Annotated in this window: 15 protein-coding genes; 10 read left to right on the plus strand and 5 right to left on the minus strand. The window is 64.3% G+C overall.

Annotation, left to right across the window (positions count from 1 at the left end):
- Window positions 1-74: 74 nt before the first annotated feature.
- Window positions 75-2,807 (minus strand): TonB-dependent receptor, encoded by a 2,733-nt coding sequence (locus GGQ90_RS00215; RefSeq protein ID WP_188080263.1) that lies wholly within the window; start codon window positions 2,805-2,807, stop codon window positions 75-77.
- A 252-nt stretch (window positions 2,808-3,059) separates the two neighbouring features.
- On the opposite strand from GGQ90_RS00215, the gene GGQ90_RS00220 reads away from it, so the two are divergent.
- Genes GGQ90_RS00220 through GGQ90_RS00250 form a run of 7 tightly spaced genes read left to right on the plus strand, consistent with a single transcriptional unit; the run spans window position 3,060 to window position 11,887 of the window.
- Window positions 3,060-3,851, plus strand: a complete 792-nt coding sequence (locus GGQ90_RS00220) for an IclR family transcriptional regulator (protein ID WP_188080264.1) — start codon at window positions 3,060-3,062, stop codon at window positions 3,849-3,851.
- Complete coding sequence (locus GGQ90_RS00225) at window positions 3,848-4,816, plus strand: alpha/beta hydrolase (protein ID WP_188080265.1); 969 nt, start codon at window positions 3,848-3,850, stop codon at window positions 4,814-4,816. Before GGQ90_RS00220 ends, GGQ90_RS00225 begins: the two co-directional genes overlap by 4 nt.
- Window positions 4,813-5,601 carry a GDSL-type esterase/lipase family protein gene (locus tag GGQ90_RS00230; protein ID WP_188080266.1) on the plus strand — a complete coding sequence of 263 codons (789 nt, stop codon included), beginning with the start codon at window positions 4,813-4,815 and terminating at the stop codon, window positions 5,599-5,601. The genes GGQ90_RS00225 and GGQ90_RS00230 overlap by 4 nt, the downstream gene beginning before the upstream one ends.
- A gap of 14 nt (window positions 5,602-5,615) precedes the next feature.
- Window positions 5,616-6,413 carry an SGNH/GDSL hydrolase family protein gene (locus GGQ90_RS00235; RefSeq protein ID WP_188080267.1) on the plus strand — a complete coding sequence of 266 codons (798 nt, stop codon included), beginning with the start codon at window positions 5,616-5,618 and terminating at the stop codon, window positions 6,411-6,413.
- Window positions 6,413-8,038 carry an alpha-L-fucosidase gene (locus GGQ90_RS00240; protein ID WP_188080268.1) on the plus strand — a complete coding sequence of 542 codons (1,626 nt, stop codon included), beginning with the start codon at window positions 6,413-6,415 and terminating at the stop codon, window positions 8,036-8,038. The genes GGQ90_RS00235 and GGQ90_RS00240 overlap by 1 nt, the downstream gene beginning before the upstream one ends.
- 23 nt (window positions 8,039-8,061) lie before the next feature.
- Window positions 8,062-10,398: a glycoside hydrolase family 31 protein gene (locus GGQ90_RS00245; protein ID WP_188080548.1), complete on the plus strand. Its 2,337-nt coding sequence runs from the start codon at window positions 8,062-8,064 to the stop codon at window positions 10,396-10,398.
- A gap of 13 nt (window positions 10,399-10,411) precedes the next feature.
- The gene (locus tag GGQ90_RS00250) at window positions 10,412-11,887 is read left to right on the plus strand and encodes a GH1 family beta-glucosidase (RefSeq protein ID WP_188080269.1); all 1,476 of its coding nucleotides are present in this window, start codon (window positions 10,412-10,414) and stop codon (window positions 11,885-11,887) included.
- A 157-nt stretch (window positions 11,888-12,044) separates the two neighbouring features.
- Here GGQ90_RS00250 and GGQ90_RS00255 read toward each other — a convergent pair whose 3' ends face one another.
- The gene (locus tag GGQ90_RS00255) at window positions 12,045-12,290 is read right to left on the minus strand and encodes a hypothetical protein (RefSeq protein ID WP_188080270.1); all 246 of its coding nucleotides are present in this window, start codon (window positions 12,288-12,290) and stop codon (window positions 12,045-12,047) included.
- Between GGQ90_RS00255 and GGQ90_RS00260 the strand changes: the two genes are divergently transcribed.
- Window positions 12,289-13,965: a M28 family metallopeptidase gene (locus tag GGQ90_RS00260; protein ID WP_069337403.1), complete on the plus strand. Its 1,677-nt coding sequence runs from the start codon at window positions 12,289-12,291 to the stop codon at window positions 13,963-13,965. The two genes, GGQ90_RS00255 and GGQ90_RS00260, sit on opposite strands and share 2 nt — an antisense overlap.
- A gap of 39 nt (window positions 13,966-14,004) precedes the next feature.
- Here the strand turns inward: GGQ90_RS00260 and GGQ90_RS00265 are convergent, their stop codons facing one another.
- A complete protein-coding gene (locus GGQ90_RS00265; RefSeq protein ID WP_004208390.1) occupies window positions 14,005-14,466 on the minus strand; it encodes an Lrp/AsnC family transcriptional regulator in 462 nt (153 codons plus the stop codon).
- Between GGQ90_RS00265 and GGQ90_RS28940 the strand changes: the two genes are divergently transcribed.
- Together GGQ90_RS28940 and GGQ90_RS00270 are read left to right on the plus strand one after the other, a co-directional pair.
- Complete coding sequence (locus GGQ90_RS28940; RefSeq protein WP_223178022.1) at window positions 14,449-14,646, plus strand: hypothetical protein; 198 nt, start codon at window positions 14,449-14,451, stop codon at window positions 14,644-14,646. The two genes, GGQ90_RS00265 and GGQ90_RS28940, sit on opposite strands and share 18 nt — an antisense overlap.
- Entirely contained in the window at window positions 14,591-15,643 is a 1,053-nt protein-coding gene (locus GGQ90_RS00270) for a Leu/Phe/Val dehydrogenase (protein ID WP_188080271.1), read from the plus strand. The genes GGQ90_RS28940 and GGQ90_RS00270 overlap by 56 nt, the downstream gene beginning before the upstream one ends.
- Window positions 15,644-15,669: 26 nt before the next feature.
- Here the strand turns inward: GGQ90_RS00270 and GGQ90_RS00275 are convergent, their stop codons facing one another.
- Together GGQ90_RS00275 and GGQ90_RS00280 are read right to left on the minus strand one after the other, a co-directional pair.
- On the minus strand, window positions 15,670-17,175 hold the full coding sequence (locus tag GGQ90_RS00275) for an MFS transporter (RefSeq protein ID WP_188080549.1): 1,506 nt from the start codon (window positions 17,173-17,175) through the stop codon (window positions 15,670-15,672).
- A 281-nt stretch (window positions 17,176-17,456) separates the two neighbouring features.
- Window positions 17,457-19,514, minus strand: coding sequence for a glycoside hydrolase family 97 protein (locus GGQ90_RS00280; protein ID WP_188080272.1), 2,058 nt, complete (start codon window positions 19,512-19,514; stop codon window positions 17,457-17,459).
- Window positions 19,515-19,517: the final 3 nt, after the last annotated feature.

Raw genomic sequence — 19,517 nt, forward strand, 5'->3', positions numbered from 1 at the left:
GCGAACATGGCAGGCCCGTCCCTGTTGGGATCGGGCCTGCGCAGTCGGGGGAGGTTATACGCCTCCCATGCGGATCAGTAGCTGATCCGGGCCGTCAGGCTGATGCGACGGTCATTGACCACCACGTCACGCGGACGGCTGTCGATGCCGAAATAGGTCGCACGACGGGTGTTGGTCAGGTTGGTGCCGTCCAGCGCCAGCGCGAACTGCGGCGTCACATTATAGCTGATCGACGCATCGAGCTGACCGAAGGGCTTGTTGAAGATCGGCAGGCTGCCGGTGCCGTTGCCCGCCGTGGTGACGACATATTTGCTGCGCCAGTTATAGGCGACGCGGGCCGACAGGCCGCCCTTCTCGTAGATGCCGACGATATTGTAATTATATTTCGACAGCAGTTCGAGCGGAACGTTGGTGACCGGGCCGCTGGTGGCGGGCGACGGTGCCTGCGAGTCCACATAGGTGAAGTTCGCCTGCATGCCGAGGCCATCGAACGGACCGGGCAGGAAGTCGAAGAACTGCTGATAGGCGAGTTCGAAGCCCTTCACCTTGCCCTTGGCGACATTGCCATAGGATGTCACTTCGTAAGTGTAGGTGTTGCCGTTGTCGAAAGTCACTTCACGGTTGGCGACCGCAGTCTGGATGTAGTTCTTGATATTCTTGTAGAAGGCCGCTGCGGTCAGCGAGCCGGTCCGCGAGAAATACCATTCCAGCGTGGCGTCCAGATTATCCGACTTCATCGGCTTCAGATACGGGTTGCCGCCGCTGGCCGTATGAATCTGATTTTGCTGCGCACTGCCCGGCTCAGTGATTGTCAGGCTGGGAGCAAGCTGGGTGAAGCTGGGGCGCGAGATATTCTTCGCGGCCGCGAAACGCAGCTGCAGATTATCGGTCAGATGGACGCGCAGGTTCAGGCTCGGGAGGACCGAGGTATAGTCATCCGACACCGCAATCGGGTTGAACACGGTCGGGCCGTTGGTTTCGGTGCCATCCGGATTCTGGATGATCGTGGTCTGCTGATAATAGCCCGACACGTCGAGATTGGTGCGGATCACGCGGACGCCGATATTGCCGTCGACCGGATCGGCCTTGAAGAAGGCGGTGGCATAGCCGGTGAAGGTCTTCTGCCGCTGCGCATTCGTGCCGCTCTGGGTATAGGCTGGCGCGCTGGCGATGCCCAGCGTGTCGAGCGTATTTTGATAGTTGCGGATGATGCCGCGGTTGAAGGCGATGATGTTGCCGAACAGGTCGGCGTCGCCACGGAAGAAGTCGCCCAGGTCAACCGTTTCCAGTTCGCTGGGGATGCCCGACAGGCCGGTATAGCGATAGCCGGTGTCGATCGTGCGGTTCTTGCGGTCGGCATAGCGGAAGCCGGCCTTGATCGACGACAGGATGCCGGCATCGAAGCGATATTCGGCGTCCAGGCGCGCAGTCTTGTCCGACGCCTTCGATTCATTGAGGTTATCGAGATAGAAGGCGCTGGTGTAGGTCGCCGCATTGGTGAGGCCGGTGGCCGAACCGATGTTCACGACCGGGATCGAACCGGAAATATCCTGATAAAGCGTATCGGCGGTGCCATTCAGGCCGAAGATCGAGCGCAGATTCTTGGTCTTCGCATCGACATACTGGCCGTCGGCGGTAACGGTCAGCTGGTCCGTCGGCTTCCACTTCAGGTTCAGCGAATAGTCCGTCGTGGTCGAATGACGGGTCTGGGCGCTGGTGTTGTTGCCGACCGGCACGTTGATGAACGTGCCGCTCTGGAAATCGCCATTGTCGGCATAGGTGAAGGCCGCGCCGGGCTGAGGAGTAATCGAGACGTCGGAACTGTAGGCGAAGAAGCTATAGTCATCGTACCGGAACTTGTAGTCCGAACGGAAGACTTCGGCGGTCAGCTCCAGCGTGTCGCTGGGGCGCCACTGGAGCGCGACATCGGTGCCGAGGCGACGACGATCGCCATAGACTTCGCCGATACCGGTACCATGCGGCAGGGTCGTGGTCTGGCCAAGACGGCCGAGCTGGATGGCGGTCGCATAATCGACCGGCGAGACGGGATTACCGTTCGCATCAACCGACTGATCGAGCGTGTAGAAAGGCTCGGTCGAGATCGTGTCCTGACGGAAGGACGTCTTCTGGAAGGAGACGCTGGCGAGGATGCCGATTTCACCGATGCCGGTGTCCCAGCGATCGCTGACCATCAGCGAGGCCGAGGGCTTGAACTTGTCGGTCAGGTCGAAATAGCTCTGGGTCGCGGTGGCGGCGACCTTCAGGCCATCGAAGTCGAACGGCTTGCGGGTGCGGAAGTTGATCGTGCCCGACAGCTGATCCTCGATCAGGTCGGCCGACGGATTCTTGTAGACGTCGATGCCGGCCAGCAGTTCGGACGGGATGTCTTCGAGGCTGAGCTGGTTGGCGCCCGAGGCGGTGAAGATGTCGCGGCCGTTGAGTTCGGTGCGGACCTGGGTCAGGCCGCGGATCGCGACCGAGCTGCCTTCGCCATATTGGCGCTGCACCTGGATGCCGGGGATGCGCTGCAGCGCTTCGGCGACGTTCCGGTCGGGCAGCTTGCCAATGTCTTCGGCGACGATCGAGTCGACGATCACATCGCTGTTGCGCTTGATCGACTGGGCGCTGGAAAGGCTGGCGCGGACACCGGTGACAACGATGCCATCTTCGGACACAGGAGCATCGCTCGACTGTTCCGCAGCCACATCCTGGGCATGCGCCTGGACGCCGCACCCCAGCATGACGCTGGCGAGCGAGATACCGGCGAGCAATTCCGCGCGCGACGGAATGTTAAGATTCTTGAACATTTTACGCTTCCTCTCCCCTGGCCCCTGGTCGGAGCACTGATCGATTCGATGCCGCGATGCCGCGGCAAAACATATTCCCCTGCCGCGATATTTCCCTATTGGGAGCGATACCAACGCGGCGCTCTCTTACTCTCCGTTTCCGGTTTGTGAAATATAAAAATTGATTTCACCTGTAGATGGTGTGTAGGGAAGGACCAACAGATGATGGCGCTACCAAAGGCGAGATAGCGCCCGATTGGTGAGGGGATCGGGATGGACGGAAAGGCGCGATACCAGGCGCCCGCCCTGAAAAAAGGGCTGGAAATTCTGGAACTTCTGGCCGGTTCCAGCGAGCCGCTGATCATGTCCGACATCTCCGCCGCGCTCGGCCGGTCGGTCAGCGAGATTTTCCGCATGCTCCAGGTGCTGGAAGAGCATGGCTATATCGCCCGCGCCGAGGATGGCTATCGCCTGACCAACCGGCTGTTCACCCTGGGCATGAGCCAGCCGCCGATTCGCGACCTTGCCTCCACCGCCTTGCCGGTGATGCAGGAACTGGCGCGGCAGGCCGGGCAAAGCTGTCATATGGCGGTGGTGTCGGGCGCGGAAATGGTCGTCATCATCGCGATCGAGGCGCCGGGCCTGTCCGGCTTTGCCGTGCGCGTCGGCTATCGCCGGCCGCTGCACCGTTCCAATTCCGGCCGCATCCTGCTCGCCTTCCAGTCGCCCGAAAATCGCGAGGCGATGCTGAAGGACATCCGGGCCAGTGATCCGCAATTGGAGGAAGGCGATCTGGTCGCGCGGCTGGACGCCGCCGTTGCGGCCGGCGGCGCGGTGTCGCCCAGCCCGATGCTGACCGGCATCACCGACCTGTCGGCGCCGATCCTGGTCGGCGGGATCGCCCGCGCATCGCTGACCATGCCCTTCGTCGACGGCGCCGCCAACCGGGCGAGCATCGAGCAGTGCAATGATCTGGTGCGCGCCGCCGCGCAGGCGATCGGCGCGGCCATGTCGCCGATCAAGAATGCGCCGTCCCGCGCCGCCGCCATGGAGGAAGAGCAATGACCCTGCTGGATCGCCGCAGCGCGCTGATCGCCGCCGCGGGCCTTGCCGCCCTGCCCGGCCTTGCGGGTGCGCAGACGACGACGGCCGACGAGGTGATCGAGCTGTGGTCCGGCCCGCCGCCCGGCGACACGAGCGCGCGGATCGTCCGCAAGATCGACGATCAGTCGAAAGACCCGGCCAAGCCCGATCGTTGGGTGACGGGGATCGCCCGCCCGGTGCTGGTGGTGCGCCGCCCCGCCCGCCCCAATGGCGCGGCGATGCTGGTGGTGCCCGGCGGCGGCTATGGCTTCCTGTCCTACGACAATGAAGGCACGAGCCAGGCTACCTGGCTCAACGAACGGGGCATCACCGCCTTCATCCTGCTCTATCGCCTGCCCGGGGAAGGCTGGGCGCAGCGGCAGGACGTGCCGTTGCAGGATGCCCAGCGCGCGATGCGGCTGATCCGCGCGCGGGCTGTCAATTTCGCTGTCGACAAGGACCGGGTCGGCGTGCTCGGCTTCTCGGCGGGCGGCCATCTGGCGGGATCGCTGGCGACGCGGCATGGCGAGCGCGTCTATGCCCCGGTCGATGCCGCCGACCGGGAAAGCGCGCGCCCCGATGTCGTCGGCCTCATCTATCCGGTGGTCAGCCTCGACGCGCCCTTCACCCATGGCGGGTCGCGCGACATGCTGCTGGGCGAGAGCGCCAGCGCCGAGATGCGCCGGGCGCGATCGGTGGAGATGCGGGTGGACGCCGATACGGCGCCCATCTTCCTGGTCCATGCCAGTGACGACGGGCTGGTGCCGCCGGCCAACAGCATCGCCCTGTTCCAGGCGATGGAGGCGGCCAAGCGCCCGGTCGCGCTCCATATCTTCGAGGATGGCGGCCATGGTTTCGGCACGCGCCTGCCCAAGGCGATGCAGGCGTCGGCCTGGCCCGGCCTGTTCGCGACCTTTGCTGCCAAGCAGGGATTGCTGGCGCAATGAAGACAGCGCTGTCGATAGGCCTGCTGGCACTAGCCGCCAGCGCCGGGGCGACGCCCCCGGCCTATCAAAGCGCGCCCGAACGTCGCACCGTCGCGGACAAGGATTGGGGGCCATGGCTTGGCCCGTTCCGCGCCAGGCTGGTGCCCAGCCTGATGCAGGATTTTGGCGAACGCTATCTCTACGCCCCGGCCAATGCCGCCCTGCCCGCACCGAAACCCGGCGAACAGCGCGTCGTGTTCCTGGGCGATTCCATCACCGATCGCTGGAACCTGGCCGCCAGCTTCCCCGGCAAGCCCTATGTCAATCGCGGCATCGGCAGCCAGGTGACGGCACAGATGCTGTTGCGCTTCCATCAGGATGTCGTGGCGCTGAAGCCCAAGGTCGTGGTGATCCTGTCCGGGATCAATGACGTCCAGGGCTTCCTGCAACAGGAAAGGCCCGAGCAGATCGAGGCCAATTGGGAAGCGATGGCCGACATCGCCACCGCCCATCATATCAGGGTCGTGTTCGGATCGATCCTGCCGGTCAACAACTATAGTGACGCCGCGAAGGATGTGGTGGCGGAGCGCAAGCCGGCCGAACTGGTCGCGCTCAACCAGTGGCTGCGTGCCTATTGCGCGCAGCACGGCCATGTTTTTGCGGACTATCATAGCGCGCTGGTCGACCAGAACGGCCTGATGACCGCCGCCTATACGCAGGACGGCGTGCATCCGCTCGACAATGGATACGCCGTGATGGCACCCATCGCGCAACACGCGATCGAACAGGCATTGCGCCACAAATGAGGAAGGGGAGAACAATGATGTATCGCCTGACGGCGGCGCTTTGCGCACTGGGACTGGCCGGCACCGCTTATGCCGAAACCAAGGTGCCCGGCGATCCGCATGCCGACGATCCGGTCGGCATCGTCGCCGATCCCTGCCCCACCCATGAAAAGCCAAGCGACGAGGCCAGCTGGAAGCTGTGGAACCTGCACATGCTGACCCGCGATTTCGGGCAACTTTGCCGCTATGCCGCCGCCAACAAGGCGATCGAGGGCCAAAAGGTCCGCGTCGTCTTCATGGGCGATTCCATCACCGACAACTGGATCAACCTGGACCCGACCATGTTCCAGAACGGGCTGGTCGATCGCGGCATCAGCGGCCAGACGACGCAGCAGATGCTGGTGCGCTTCCGCAATGACGTGATCGCGCTGAAGCCGCAGGCGGTCCACATCATGGCGATGACCAACGACATCGCCGGCAATACCGGCGCGGCGACGATGGAAACGGTGCTGGGCAATATCCAGACCATGGCCGATCTCGCCCGCGCCCACGGCATCAAGGTCATCATCGCCTCCGTCCCGCCAGCCGCCGCCTTCCCCTGGAGCCCGGGCATGACGCCCGCGCCGCAGGTCGCCGCGATCAACACATGGCTGGCCGATTATGCCCGCGCCAACGGCTTCACCTTCGTCGATTATCACAAGGCGATGGCGCAGCCCGACGGCGCGATGAAGCCGGGCCTGTCGAGCGACGGCGTCCATCCGACCAGGGAAGGCTATGCCATCATGCGGCCGCTGGCCGAGGCCGCGATCGCCCAGACTTTGGGGAAGAAGTGATGCAGGATTTCGGACGCCGATCCTTCCTGGCGGGCGCGGCTGCGCTGGGCCTGGCCAATGCCGCCCGCGCGGCCAGCCCGATGGGCACCGCCAAAGGCCCGGTACAGGCAAGCTGGCCCTCGCTGGTCGACAATTACCGCTATCCCGACTGGTTCCGCGACGCGAAGCTGGGCATGTGGTCGCACTGGGGGCCGCAATCGGTGCCGGCGCAGGGCGACTGGTATGGCCGCTTCATGTATATGCAGGGCCACCCGATGTACGAGCATCACCTCAAGACCTACGGCCATCCGTCGGTCGCGGGGATGAAGGACATCCAGAATCTCTGGACCGCCGACAAGTGGGATCCCGATGCGCTGATGGCCAGATATCAGAAGGCCGGCGCCAAATATTTCATGGCGCTCGCCTGCCATCACGACAATCTCGATTGCTATGACAGCCGCTACCATGCCTGGAACAGCCTGCGCGTCGGGCCGAAGAAGGATATTGTCGGCATCTGGGAAAAGGCTGCGCGCAAGGCCGGCCTGAAATTCGGCGTGTCCAACCACGCCGCCCATGCCTGGCACTGGTATCAGCCGGCCTATGGCTATGATCCGGTCGGCCCGCAAAAGGGCGTGCGGTATGACGCGTTCCGGCTGCGCAAGGAAGACGGCAAGGGCCAATGGTGGGAAGGGCTGGACCCGCGCGAACTCTATACCGGCGGCCATGCCGTGCTGCCCGACGGCATCGACACGATCGAGGCGATGGACAAGTGGCACGACGTCCATAACGGCCAGTGGATCGAGACCGGACCGAAGGACGATCCGGCCTATGTCACCCGCTGGCTGCTGCGCCAGACCGACCTGGTCGCGAAATACAAGCCCGACATGGTCTATATGGACGATCATGAACTGCCCTTCGGACCCGTAGGGCTGGAAGCGGCAGCGGACTATTATAACCGGTCGATCGAATGGCACGGCAAGATCGACGTGGTCATGACCGGCAAGCAGCTGAAGCCCTATGCCCGGTTCGGCATCGTCCAGGATGTCGAGCGCGGCTATACCGACCATATCTGGGACGAGCCCTGGCAGACCGATACCTGCATCGGCGACTGGTTCTACAATATCGCCCGCCTGACCGACAAAAGCTACAAGAGCGCCGAGCAGGTAATCCAGCGGCTGGCCGATGTCGTTTCGAAGAACGGCAATCTGATGCTGTCCATTCCGCAGCCCGGCGACGGCGCCATCGACAGCGAGGCGGAGAAAATCCTGGACGCGATGGCCGGATGGATGGTGCATGGCGGCGAGGCGATCTTCGGTTCGCGGCCGTGGAAGCGCTATGGCGAAGGGCCGACCCAGGCGATCGTGGGCATGCAGAATGAGGAGAAGGCCAAGCCCTTCACCGCGCAGGACATCCGCTTCACCACCAACAAGGGCGCGCTCTATGCGCTGTTCCTGGGCAAGCCCGCCGGATCTACGACCATCCGCTCACTGGCGCGCGGCCATGGGACTGGCACAATCGAGCGGGTGACGCTGCTCGGCGGCGGCCAGCTTGCCTTCCGTCAGGATGGCGCGGGCCTCCACTTCACCATGCCGCACGGCATCGATTTCGTCCCCGCCGTCCGCATCGACGGCCGGGGTCTGGTTTAATGCAAGGACAGGGAATGACTGGGATGATCGCAAAGCGCTATAAGGCAAGACTGGCGGGGATCGCATTGGGTGCATCCTGCATCGCCATCGCCGCACCGGCGCTGGCCGCGCCGATGGCGCTGCTCGACCGCAATGGCAGCCGGGTCGCGATCGAGCCCTATGCCCCCAACATCGTGCGCGTGACCATCGCCGTCGATCCCGACCTGGCGCAGGCGGCACCGGGCGAAGGCCCCAATGCCAAGGCCGATGCCACCGGCTGGACCCACAGCAGCGACGCGACCGGCGATATCTTCAAATCCTCGGCGATCTCGCTGACCATCGACGCCCAGCCCTGGCCCGGCGCGCCGACCCAGATGCAGCGATATTTCGCCCCGGCCCTGCCCCCGGTCAGCCTGTCGGTGAAGGATGCCAGCGGCACCGTCCTCACCAAGATGACCGGCTGGGAAATGTCGCCGGTGACGGTCAATGGCGAGAAGAGCTTTAAGGTCGGCGCCAGCTTCGATTCCCCGGCGGACGAACATTATTATGGCCTGGGCCAGAACCAGGAAGGCTATATGGATCTGCGTGGCAAGCAGATCGACTGCCAGCATCATTATGATGCGCCAGCGGGCGAAACCGTCTGCGTGCCCTTCCTGGTCACCAACAAGGGCTATGGCATCGTCTGGGACAATCCGGCACGCACCCTGGTGTGGCCGGGCCTGCACAGCTCGACCCGCTTCCAGAGCCAGGTCGGCGAGCGCGTGTCCTTCTTCGTCATCACCGGCAAGACCACCGATGACCTCTATGCCGGCTATGCCAAGCTGACCGGCGCGACGCCGCTGCCGCCCAAGGCCGGTTTCGGCCTGATCCAGAGCAAGGCGCGTTACGAGAGCCAGAAGGAACTGCTCGACGTCGCCAATGGCTATCGCCAGCGCAATCTGCCGCTCGATATCATGGTGCTCGACTGGTTCTACTGGACCCGCATGGGCCAGCTCGACATCGACCGCACCTATTATCCCGATCCCAAGGGGATGAACGACCAGCTCAATGCCATGGGCATGCGGTCGATCATCAGCGTATGGCCGCGGTTCGAGCGCGAAGGCCGCTATTTCGAGTATCTCAAGTCCAAGGGCTGGTTCCTGAAGGACAAGGACGGCAATCCGGTCGACGGCCTGCCGATGCGGTCCGACCGGGCCGGCGCGCTGATCGACAGCACCAACCCGCAAGCGCGGGAATGGTTCTGGGGCAAGCTGCGCGACAATATTGCGAGCCAGGGCTTCGACTGGTTCTGGCTGGACGAGACCGAACCGGATCTGGTGCCGGACGGCTATTTCTATTCGATCGGTTCGGGCGACCGCTATCATAACCTGTTCCCGCTGGTGCATACGTCGGGCGTGGCCGAAGGCTCGGAGCGCGACCGCCCCAATTTCCGCAACATGATCCTGGCGCGCGCCGCCTATCTCGGCTCGCAGCGCAATGGCGGCCTGTTCTGGTCGTCAGACATCAAGTCGACCTGGGAAGCGCTCGACCGGCAGGTGCCCGCCGGCCTCAACTTCACCGCGTCGGGCCTGGCCTATTGGGGCAGCGACATTGGCGGCTGGCAGTGGCCGAGCGGCCCCAAGGCGCAGCATCCGGTGCTGCTCGATCCGGCCGGCATGACGGCGGCGAGTGCGGACTATACCGATTATCCCGAACTGTTCGTGCGCTGGTTCCAGTATAGCGTTTTCACGCCGACGCTGCGCATTCATGGCCAGCGCCCCGGCACGGCGCTGTGGGAATATGGCAAGGCGGCCGAGCCGATCCTGGCCGACTGGCTGCGCCTGCGCTACACTCTGATCCCCTATATCTATGCGCTGGGCCGCCACACCTATGACACCGGCGCGCCGTTCATGCGCGGCCTGTTCATGGACTTCCCGAACGATCCCAATGTGTCGGATATCGGCGACCAATATATGTTCGGTCCCGCCTTCCTGGTCGCCCCGGTGACCAAGCAGGGCCAGACCAAGCGCTCGGTCTATCTGCCGGCCGGCACCGCCTGGTATGATTATTGGACCAACCAGAAGTTCGAAGGCGGCCAGACGATCGAGGTGGACGCCCCGATCAATCGCATCCCGCTGTTCGTGAAGGCCGGTTCGATCGTGCCGATGGGCGTGCAGGTGAAGAGCACGGCCGAGAAGCAAGCCCTGGAGAGCATCCGGGTTTATCCGGGTGCCGATGCGCGCTTCACCCTTTATGACGATGACGGCACGACCAATGCCTATCGCAAGGGCGGCTTGAAGGCCGAGCTGGTCTGGGACGACAAGGCAAAGACGCTGACGAGCAAGACGAAGCTGCCCACCGGCCAGGCCATCGGCGGCCTGGTGCAGATCGTCGGTCAATAAGGAGACAAAGAAGATGACGGGTATCAATCGCCGCGAACTGGGCCTGGGGCTTGGCATGGGTCTGGGCGCCGCCGCGCTGGGCGCGGGCCTGGCCGGCAGCACCGGCGCGAATGCGCAGGCCGCTACGGCGGCCGCCGGCGCGCCGCAGGGCAACCTCGCCTTCCCCTCCGATTTCCTGTGGGGTTGCGCCACAGCCTCCTATCAGATCGAGGGCGCCGTGAACGCCGATGGTCGCGGCCAGACCAACTGGGACGTGTTTTCCCACACGCCCGGCAAGGTCGCCAATGGCGACACCGGCGACGTCGCCTGCGACAGCTATAACCGCTATCAGGACGATATCGCCCTGCTGAAGGCGCTGGGCGTCAAGGCCTATCGCTTCTCGATCGCCTGGTCGCGCATCTTCCCCAATGGCCGGGGCAAGCCCAATGCCAAGGGGCTGGACTATTATAACCGTCTGGTCGACGGGCTGCTGGCGGCGGGCATCACCCCGCATGTCACGATGTTCCACTGGGATCTGCCCCATGCCCTGCCGGGCGGCTGGCAGAATCGCGACACCGCTCACGCCTTCGCCGACTATGCCGGCTACACCGCCGGCAAGCTGGGCGACCGCGTCAATCACTTCATGACGGTCAACGAACTGCGCTGCTTCACCGATTTGAGCTACATGACCGGCGGCAAGGCGCCGGGCCTGAAGCTGCCGATGAAGGAGGTGAACCAGGTGCGCCACCATGGCGTGCTGGCCCATGGTCTGGGCGTGCAGGCGATCCGCGCCGCGACCAAGTCGGGCACGCAGGTCGGTATCGCCGACAATCCCAACATCTATGTCCCCGCGATCGAAACGCCCGAACATATCGAGGCGGTGAAGAAGGCCGTGCGCGAGGAGAACGCCATGTTCCTCACCGCGATCATGGAAGGCCGCTATATCGACAGCTATCTGACCGCGCAGGGCAAGGACGCCCCGGTGGTCAAGGAAGGCGACATGAAGCTGATCGGCGCGCCGCTCGATTTCCTGTCGGTCAATGTCTATACCGGCAACACTGTCCGCGCCGACGAAAGTGCGCCCTCGGGCTACAAGATCCTGCCCCATCCGGGCCAGGCGCCGCGCATGCCCTCCCCCTGGCTCTATGTCACGCCGGAGGTCATCTATTGGGGGATGCGCGCCATAGCCGAGAACTGGAAGCCCAAGGGCCTCTATATCTCCGAAAATGGCTGCTCGGCCGACGACAAGGTGGCCGAAGACGGCAAGGTCTATGACACCGATCGCGTCATGTATCTGCGCAACTATCTGACCCACCTCCAGCGCGCGACCCGCGAAGGCATTCCGGTGAAGGGCTATTTCGTCTGGAGCCTGATGGACAATTTCGAGTGGGAGGATGGCTATACCAAGCTGTTCGGCATCCACCATGTCGACTTCAAGACCCAGAAGCGCACGCCCAAGCTCTCCGCAGACTGGTATCGCGAACTGGTGCGCACCAACAAGCTGGTGTGACCCAAGCGCCGCCGCCATCCCCTTACGGATGGCGGCGGCGACCTAGGGCCAATCGCCATTCAGCGCTGACGGCCTGCAAATGGCGGTTCTCCGTGCTTCCGGTGCTCACGTACTTTAAGTACGCTGCGCTCCGGGTCACGGAAAACCACCATTTTCGTCACGTCATCATCTGAATGTCGATCGCCCCTAAAATTCCACGCCATATCGACATATGGCGTCGCATGGGCATTATCCCCTCGCATTGCCGGCCGCTGACTCGCGCCGCGTAGAGCAGATTTCGCTCCGACTGCGTCGGCTCGAAATCTGCTCTATGTTTTTGCTTTGCCGCGTTTTCCGAGTCATCAGGTGTTTCCACCTGATTAGAAAACGCTCGAATATCCAAGAGAGATAAGGAGTTACCCATGACGATGTCGCCGCTGTCCCGTGCCTCCCGCGCCGCATGGCGGACGCTGGCCTGTGCCGGGCTGCTGTCCGCTTCCGCCCTGGCCGTGGCGGCCACGACCGCGCCGCAATTCGACGTCGCGCGCATCGTCAACGACATCAAGATCCTGGCCAGCGACGAGTTTGAAGGCCGTGGCCCGGCGACCCGCGCCGAGACCAAGACGATCGACTATATCGCCAAGCAGATGGCGGCAGCCGGGCTGAAGCCCGCCGGCGACAAGGGCACATGGTTCCAGGACGTGCCCCTGCGCATGTCGAACATCACCGGCACGCCCAGCCTGTCGATGACCGTGGGCGGCGCGGCCCAGCCGCTGACCCAGGGCACGGAAATCGCCGTGCGCGCGGCCGAGACCGGCCAGTCGGCGGTCAAGTTCGCGAACCTGCCGCTGGTCTTCGTCGGCTATGGCGTGAAGGCGCCCGAGCGCGGCTGGGACGATTTCAAGGGCGTGGACCTTAAAGGCAAGATCATGGTCGTGCTGGTCAACGACCCCGATTTCGAGGGCGGCGAAGGCGATTTCGGCGGCAAGCTGATGACCTATTATGGCCGCTGGACCTACAAGTATGAAGAAGCCGCGCGCCAGGGCGCGGCCGGCGTGCTGGTGGTGCATGAAAGCGAGCCGGCCTCCTATGGCTGGGCGACGGTCAAGAACAGCAACACCAACACCATGTTCGACATCGTCCGCGCCGATCCCAAGAGCGCCCACACCCAGATGGAAGGCTGGATCCAGAAGGATCTGGCCGCCAAGCTGCTGGCCGCGTCAGGCGTCGATTTCGAGGCGGCCAAGGCGGCCGCGCGCAAGAAGGACTTCAAGCCCATTCCCCTGAAGGCGACGATGAGCGCCGACTATGCGGTGAAATCGGAAATCATCACGTCGCACAATGTCGCGGGCATCCTGCCGGGCAGCAAATATCCCGACGAGACCGTCATCTATTCCGCCCACTGGGACCATCTGGGCATCGGCGCGCCGGACGCGAAGGGCGACACCATCTATAATGGCGCGCGCGACAATGCGTCGGGCACCGCCGCGCTGCTGGAACTGGCCCGCGCCTATGCCAAAGGACCCAAGCCCGAGCGCAGCGTGCTGTTCCTGGCAGTGACGGCCGAGGAAAAGGGCCTGCTGGGTTCGGAATATTATGCCGACAATCCGCTGCGCCCGCTGGCGACCACGGCCGGCGTCATCAACATGGACGGCCCCTTCGCCGCCGAGAAGACGGTGAACTTCTCCATCTCCGGCGCGGCGAAGCTGGACCTGCTGACCCTGCTGACGCAGGAGGGCGAGAAGCTGGGCCGCCATTATACGCCGGACGCGCGCCCCGAAGCGGGCAGCTTCTACCGCTCCGACCATTTCCCGATGGCCAAGCGCGGCGTGCCCGCCATCTCGTTCAATCCGGGCCGCGAACTGGTGAATGGCGGCGCGGCGCGCGGCAAGGAACTGGGCGATATCTATACCCGCGATCGCTATCACCAGCCGGCCGACCAGTATGACGACAGCTGGAACACCAGCAGCTGGGAAGGCGACATGACCTTGCTCTACAATGTCGGCCGCCGCGTCGCCGACGGCCATGACTGGCCCAACTGGTCGAGCGACAGCGAATTCCGCGCGGCCCGCGACGCCAGCCAGGCACAGCGCAAGTAAGATGTGAGGCGTGGCGGCCGGTGCCTACCGGCCGCCATGTCATATCGGCAGTTCGTGGGTCGACTTGATTTCGGACAGGGCGACGGTCGAGTTGATTTCCTGGACGCCGGGCAGCTTGCTCAGCCGTTCGAAGAAGAAGCGTTCATAGGCCTCGATATCCTTGGCCACGATGCGCAGCATGAAATCCATCGTGCCGAGCAGCACGAACGCCTCCAGCACTTCGGGAAAGCCGCCGATCGCGGCGCTGAATTCGTCCAGATTGGCGCGGCCATGGGCGTTGAGCTTTACCTGGGCGAAGACCTGGGCGTTGAGGCCGACCTTGCGCCGGTCGAGCAAGGCCACCCGCTTGCGGATCAGCCCTTCCTTTTCCAGCCGGTCGATGCGGCGCCAGCAGGGCGACGGGGTCAGCCCGACCTTGTCCGCGATCTCCGCCGTGGTCTGGCTGGCATCGCGCTGCAATTCGCGGAGAATCTTCCGCTCGAAATGGTCGAGTTCGATCATATTTTCCTACATATCGCCGATGACAGGATAATTCATCCTCATATTGGCGATATCGGGCTTCAAATCAGGCAAGATTCTTCTCTGGCGACCGGCGATAAGGCGGCATCATCCCGAGGAGAAGAATATGGTTTCCCGTCCTGCCCGCCTGAACCCGCCGATGCAGTCGGTGCGGCTGCTTGATCCCGCCAGCGGGCTGGACGGCGTGATTGCCATCCACAGCACCGCGATCGGGCCGGGCGCCGGCGGCTGCCGCTTCTGGCATTATGCCGATATCGGCGCGGCGCTGGACGATGCCTGCCGCCTGGCCGAGGGCATGAGCTACAAGAATGCCATGGCCGGCCTGCCCTTTGGCGGCGCCAAGGCGGTGCTGCGCCGGCCCGAAGGCGAGTTCGACCGGGTCGCGCTGTTCCAGGCGTTCGGCCGCGCGGTCGAGGAACTGGGTGGCACCTATGTCACGGCCGAGGATGTCGGCACCAGCGTCGCCGACATGCAGGCGGTCGCCAGCCAGACCCGCCATGTCGCCGGGCTGGACGTAGCCGAGGGCGCTGCCGGTGGCGATCCGTCGCCCTGGACCGCGCTGGGCGTGTTCGAAGCGATGCAGGCGGCCGCCCGCCAGTCGCTGGGCGCCGAACTGTCCGACCTGACGGTCGCGGTACAGGGCACCGGCAATGTCGGTGCGGCGCTGTGCCGTCGCCTGGCCGATGCCGGCGCCCGACTGGTGATCGCCGACATCGATCCGCGCCGCCGCAACACGCTGGCCGCCGTGCTGAACGCGAATGTGGTGGACGTGGCCGACATCGCCGCGGTCGAGGCGGACATCTTTGCCCCCTGCGCCCTGGGCGGCGCGCTCGATCCGCAGAGCGTGGCGGCGATGCAGGCCCGCCTGGTCTGCGGCGCGGCCAACAACCAGCTGGCGACGCCCGATGTGGCGGAACTGCTGCGGACGCGCGGCATCGTCTATGTGCCCGACTATGTCGCCAATGCCGGCGGCATCATCAGCGTGTCGGCCGAATATCTGGGCGAGGACCGCGCCAGCGTCGCCGCCCGCGTCGATCAGATCGGCGGCCGGGTCGCCCAGATACTGGACCAGGCCAAGCGCGAGGATCGCTCCCCCGCGCTGGTCGCCGACGAAATGGCCGAAGCCATCATCGGCGAAGCGGAACGCCAGGCGGCGTAATTGCAAACTCCCCTCTGCGCTGCCGGTCAGTCCCGGCAGCGCAGGGTGGCGAGCGCCGCCAGCAGCATGACGGCGCCGGCAAAGGCCATGGTCCAGATCGGTTCGGTCGGGAAGAAATGGCGCATGATCGTGCCCATCACCGTCGCCACCAGCAATTGCGGGATGACGACGAAGGCGTTGAACAGCCCCATATAGATGCCGAGCTTGGTCTGCGGCACGCTGGAGGCGAGCATCGCATAGGGCATGGCGAGGGTCGAGGCCCAGGCGATGCCGATCGCCACTTCCGACAGGAGCAACGCCTGTGCATCGCGCAGGACCAGGAAGGACAGGAAGCCGAACGCGCCGAGCGTCAGCGCCAGCGCATGGGTCCGGGCCTGGCCGATGCGACGGGCAAGCGGCTGGAGCAGGAAGGGCGCGGCGAAAGCGGCGACACCATTATAGGTGGCGAACAGGATGCCGACCCAATTGCCCCCTTCATTATAGGCGGCGCTGGTCGGATCGGCCGATCCGAAGACATATTGGGCGACCACCGGCGTGGTGTAAATCCACATGATGAAGAGCGCCGACCAGGTGAAGAACTGGACCAGCGCCAGCTTCTTCATCATCGCCGGCATGGTCGCGAAATTGCCTACCACATGGCTGAGCAGATTGTCGGTCCGGCCCTGCGCATGAAGGCCGCGCGCGACGATGCGGGCGATGCCATAGGCCGCAAGGAGCCCGCCCAGCAGATAGAGTTCCTTTTCCAGCGCCCAGCCCCAGACGGCGGCGATGATGGCGAGGCCCGCGACGATCCAGAACGGACCACCGGCGGGGACCGGCGGCGCCTCCTCTTGCCTTGCCGCTTCGCTGGCCTGGGCAAAGCGGGCCATCTGCTCGGGCGAATATTCGCGGGTGGTGAGCACGGTCCAGAGCACGGCGAGGAACAGCGCGGCGCCGCCGATATAGAAGCTGATCCGCACCGTGTCGGGGATCATGCCGGCGGGCGCGACATTGGAGACGCCCATCTGGTCGAGCAGCCAGGGGGTGGAGGAGCCGATCACCGCGCCGGTGCCGATGAAGGCGGTCTGGATCGCATAGCCGGCCATATGCTGTTCCTTCGCCAGCATGTCGCCGACGAAGGCGCGGAACGGCTCCATCGAGACGTTGAGCGAGGCGTCGAGTATCCAGAGCATCAGCGCGGCGGCCATCAGGCCGGGCGCATTGGGCATGCCGAACAGGGCAAGCGCCGCGAACAGCGCACCGGCGAAGAAATAGGGCCGACGCCGGCCGAGGCGGCACCAGGTGCGGTCGCTATAATGGCCGATCACCGGCTGGACCAGCAGGCCGGTCAGCGGCGCGGCGATCCACAGCAAGGCGAGATTGTCGAGATTTTCGCCCAGCGACTGGAAGATGCGCGACATGTTGGCGTTCTGCAGCGCGAAGCCGATCTGGATACCGAAGAAGCCGAAGCTGATATTCCACAGCCCCCAGAAGCCCTGGCGCGGCCGACCGTCGGACGTCGTCGCGCCGGTTTCCAGCCCCATTTCATTCATCCCGGCCATCCCCATCCTTCGCCTTAACTTCGCACATTTCCCGCACATTTTGATATTTAATTGCGAGCGGCTGATCCTATCGGAAAGTCTGCGTGCATGCGGTCACGCAGCCTATCAAGCGCAGGCGGAATAGGACAGCCGGGGCTGTTGATCGCTCCCGTTCGATCCTGCGTCATCCTGACGAAAGTCAGGATCCATTCGGCGCGACACCTGCGAGCGAGCGCTGAATGGATCCCGGATCAAGTCCGGGATGACGGTAGGAACAGACGAGGCGTCAGTCTTCACCGCTTCCGCTTGCCGCCGCTGGCGACGAAGCGGATCGCCTGGCCGCCGCCGGGCGCAAGATCGATGGCGAGGACGTCGCCCTTCTTCACTTGTCTTTTCTCGATCACGATCGCGTGGCGTGCCTGTGTACGATAGTCGGCGCCGGGACCGTCGCGGTAGATTTCGGCGGTGTAGCTGCGGCCGGCATCGAGGAAGTCGAGCGTCACCTTGCTGGAGCGCGCCTGTTCATCGCCCACCGCACCCAGATACCAGTCGTCGCTGCCCTTCGCCTTGCGCGCGATGGTGACATAGTCGCCGACCTCGCCATTCAAGGCGCGGGTGTCGGACCAGTCGGTCGGCACATCCTTGATGAACTGGAAGGGGCCGGGATATCTGGCGTAATTTTCCGGCGTATCGGCGGCCATCACCACCGGCGAATAGAGGACGACATAGAGGGCGAGCTGCTTGGCGATGGTCGAGTGGATCGTGCTGCCTTCCGAACCCGACAGGCTGAGCACGCCGGGGGTGAAGTCCATCGGGCCGCCCAGCAACTGGGTGAAGACCAGGTTCGCCTCATGCTCGGGCGGGTTCTTGCCGCCGACCCAGGCATTATATTCCATGCCCCGGCCGCCTTCGCGCGCGACCCAGTTGGGGTAGGTGCGGCGGAGGCCGGTATCTTTGACCGGTTCATGGCTGTCGATGCTGACATGATATTTGGCGGCGGTCTGCACGACGCGCAGATAATGGTTCACCATCCACTGGCCTTCATGCCATTCGCGATGCTTGGCGCCATCGGCGTCGACCCGCTCGATCTGGCCGGCATCGGTGACATAGCCGGTCTTCACCACCTGCTCGCCATGATCGGCCGCCCATTTGAAGGCGGTGTCGAGCTGGCCGTCATAATGGCTGGCCGAGCCGCCGGTTTCATGATGGCCGATCAGGGTGACGCCCTTGGATTTCGCATAGGCGGCAAGGCCGTCTGCGTCGAAATCCTCGGTCGGCTGCGAGAAGTTCATTGCGTTGCCATTGCCGAACCAGTTGCCGTCCCAGCCGACATTCCAGCCCTCGACCAGCACGGCGGGGATGCCGCTGGCAGCGGCGAAATCGATGTAGCGGCGGACATTGGCGGTGGTGGCGCCATGTTTGGGGCCGCGCGCCCAGCTCCATTCGCCCTTGATCATGTTCCACCAGACGCCGACGAACTTGCCCGGCTTGATCCAGCTGGAAACGTCGCCGAGCTTGTTGGGCTCGTTCAAGTTCAGGATCATGTGGTTCATGTAGAGGCCGGCGGCATCGTCGGCGACGGCGATGGTGCGCCAGGGGGTGGAGAAGCCGGCGTCGCGCGACACCTTGGGCGCGCCCGCCCCCGGCGTCAGATCGGCGCGGAATATATTGCCCTCGGCGCGGGCGAGATTCATGCCCGCATAATCGACCAGCGCGGCCTCATGCAGGGCGACATGGGTGCCGTCGGCCAGCTTGACCGTCATTACCGTCTGGGCGGTGCCGACCGCGTCGAGCGGGGTGCGGTTGTAGAGATATTCCTCGCGATTCCATTCATAGGCGGGCTTCCACCAGGCCGTGCCCCCTTGCGCGAAGGCGAACTGGGTCAGTTCCTCGGCGATGTTGGCGTGATGGAGATTGGCCTGGTCGGGCAGGCTGTAGCGGAAGGCGACGCCATCATCGAACAGGCGGAAGGTCACGTCCATCTCGCGCTGGAGATCGCCCTTCTCGCGGAAGACCAGCGTCAGCTGATTATGATGGTCGCGGATCGTGGCCCACTCGCCCCAGGGCTGGGTCCAGCTGGTGTCGCTGCTCGCCTGCCTGGCATTGGCCAGCGTCAGGTTGCGCTCGATCTTGGGCGCGTCGGTGAACATGAAGCCCAAACGGGAATCGGCGATCAGCGGCTTGCCATTGCGCTGCACGGCGTAGCTGGGCCGACCCTCGCCATCGAGACTGATGGTGAGGGTGATATGGCCGTCAGGCGAGGCGGCCCTGGCCACCACATCGGCGCGTGCGGCGGTGGGCGCGAGCGCCAGGGCAATGAGAGGCAGAGCGAGCGCGGTCAGTCGCGTCATGGG

Source organism: Sphingobium scionense, from assembly GCF_014197035.1.
In the GTDB taxonomy this organism is placed as follows: domain Bacteria; phylum Pseudomonadota; class Alphaproteobacteria; order Sphingomonadales; family Sphingomonadaceae; genus Sphingobium; species Sphingobium scionense.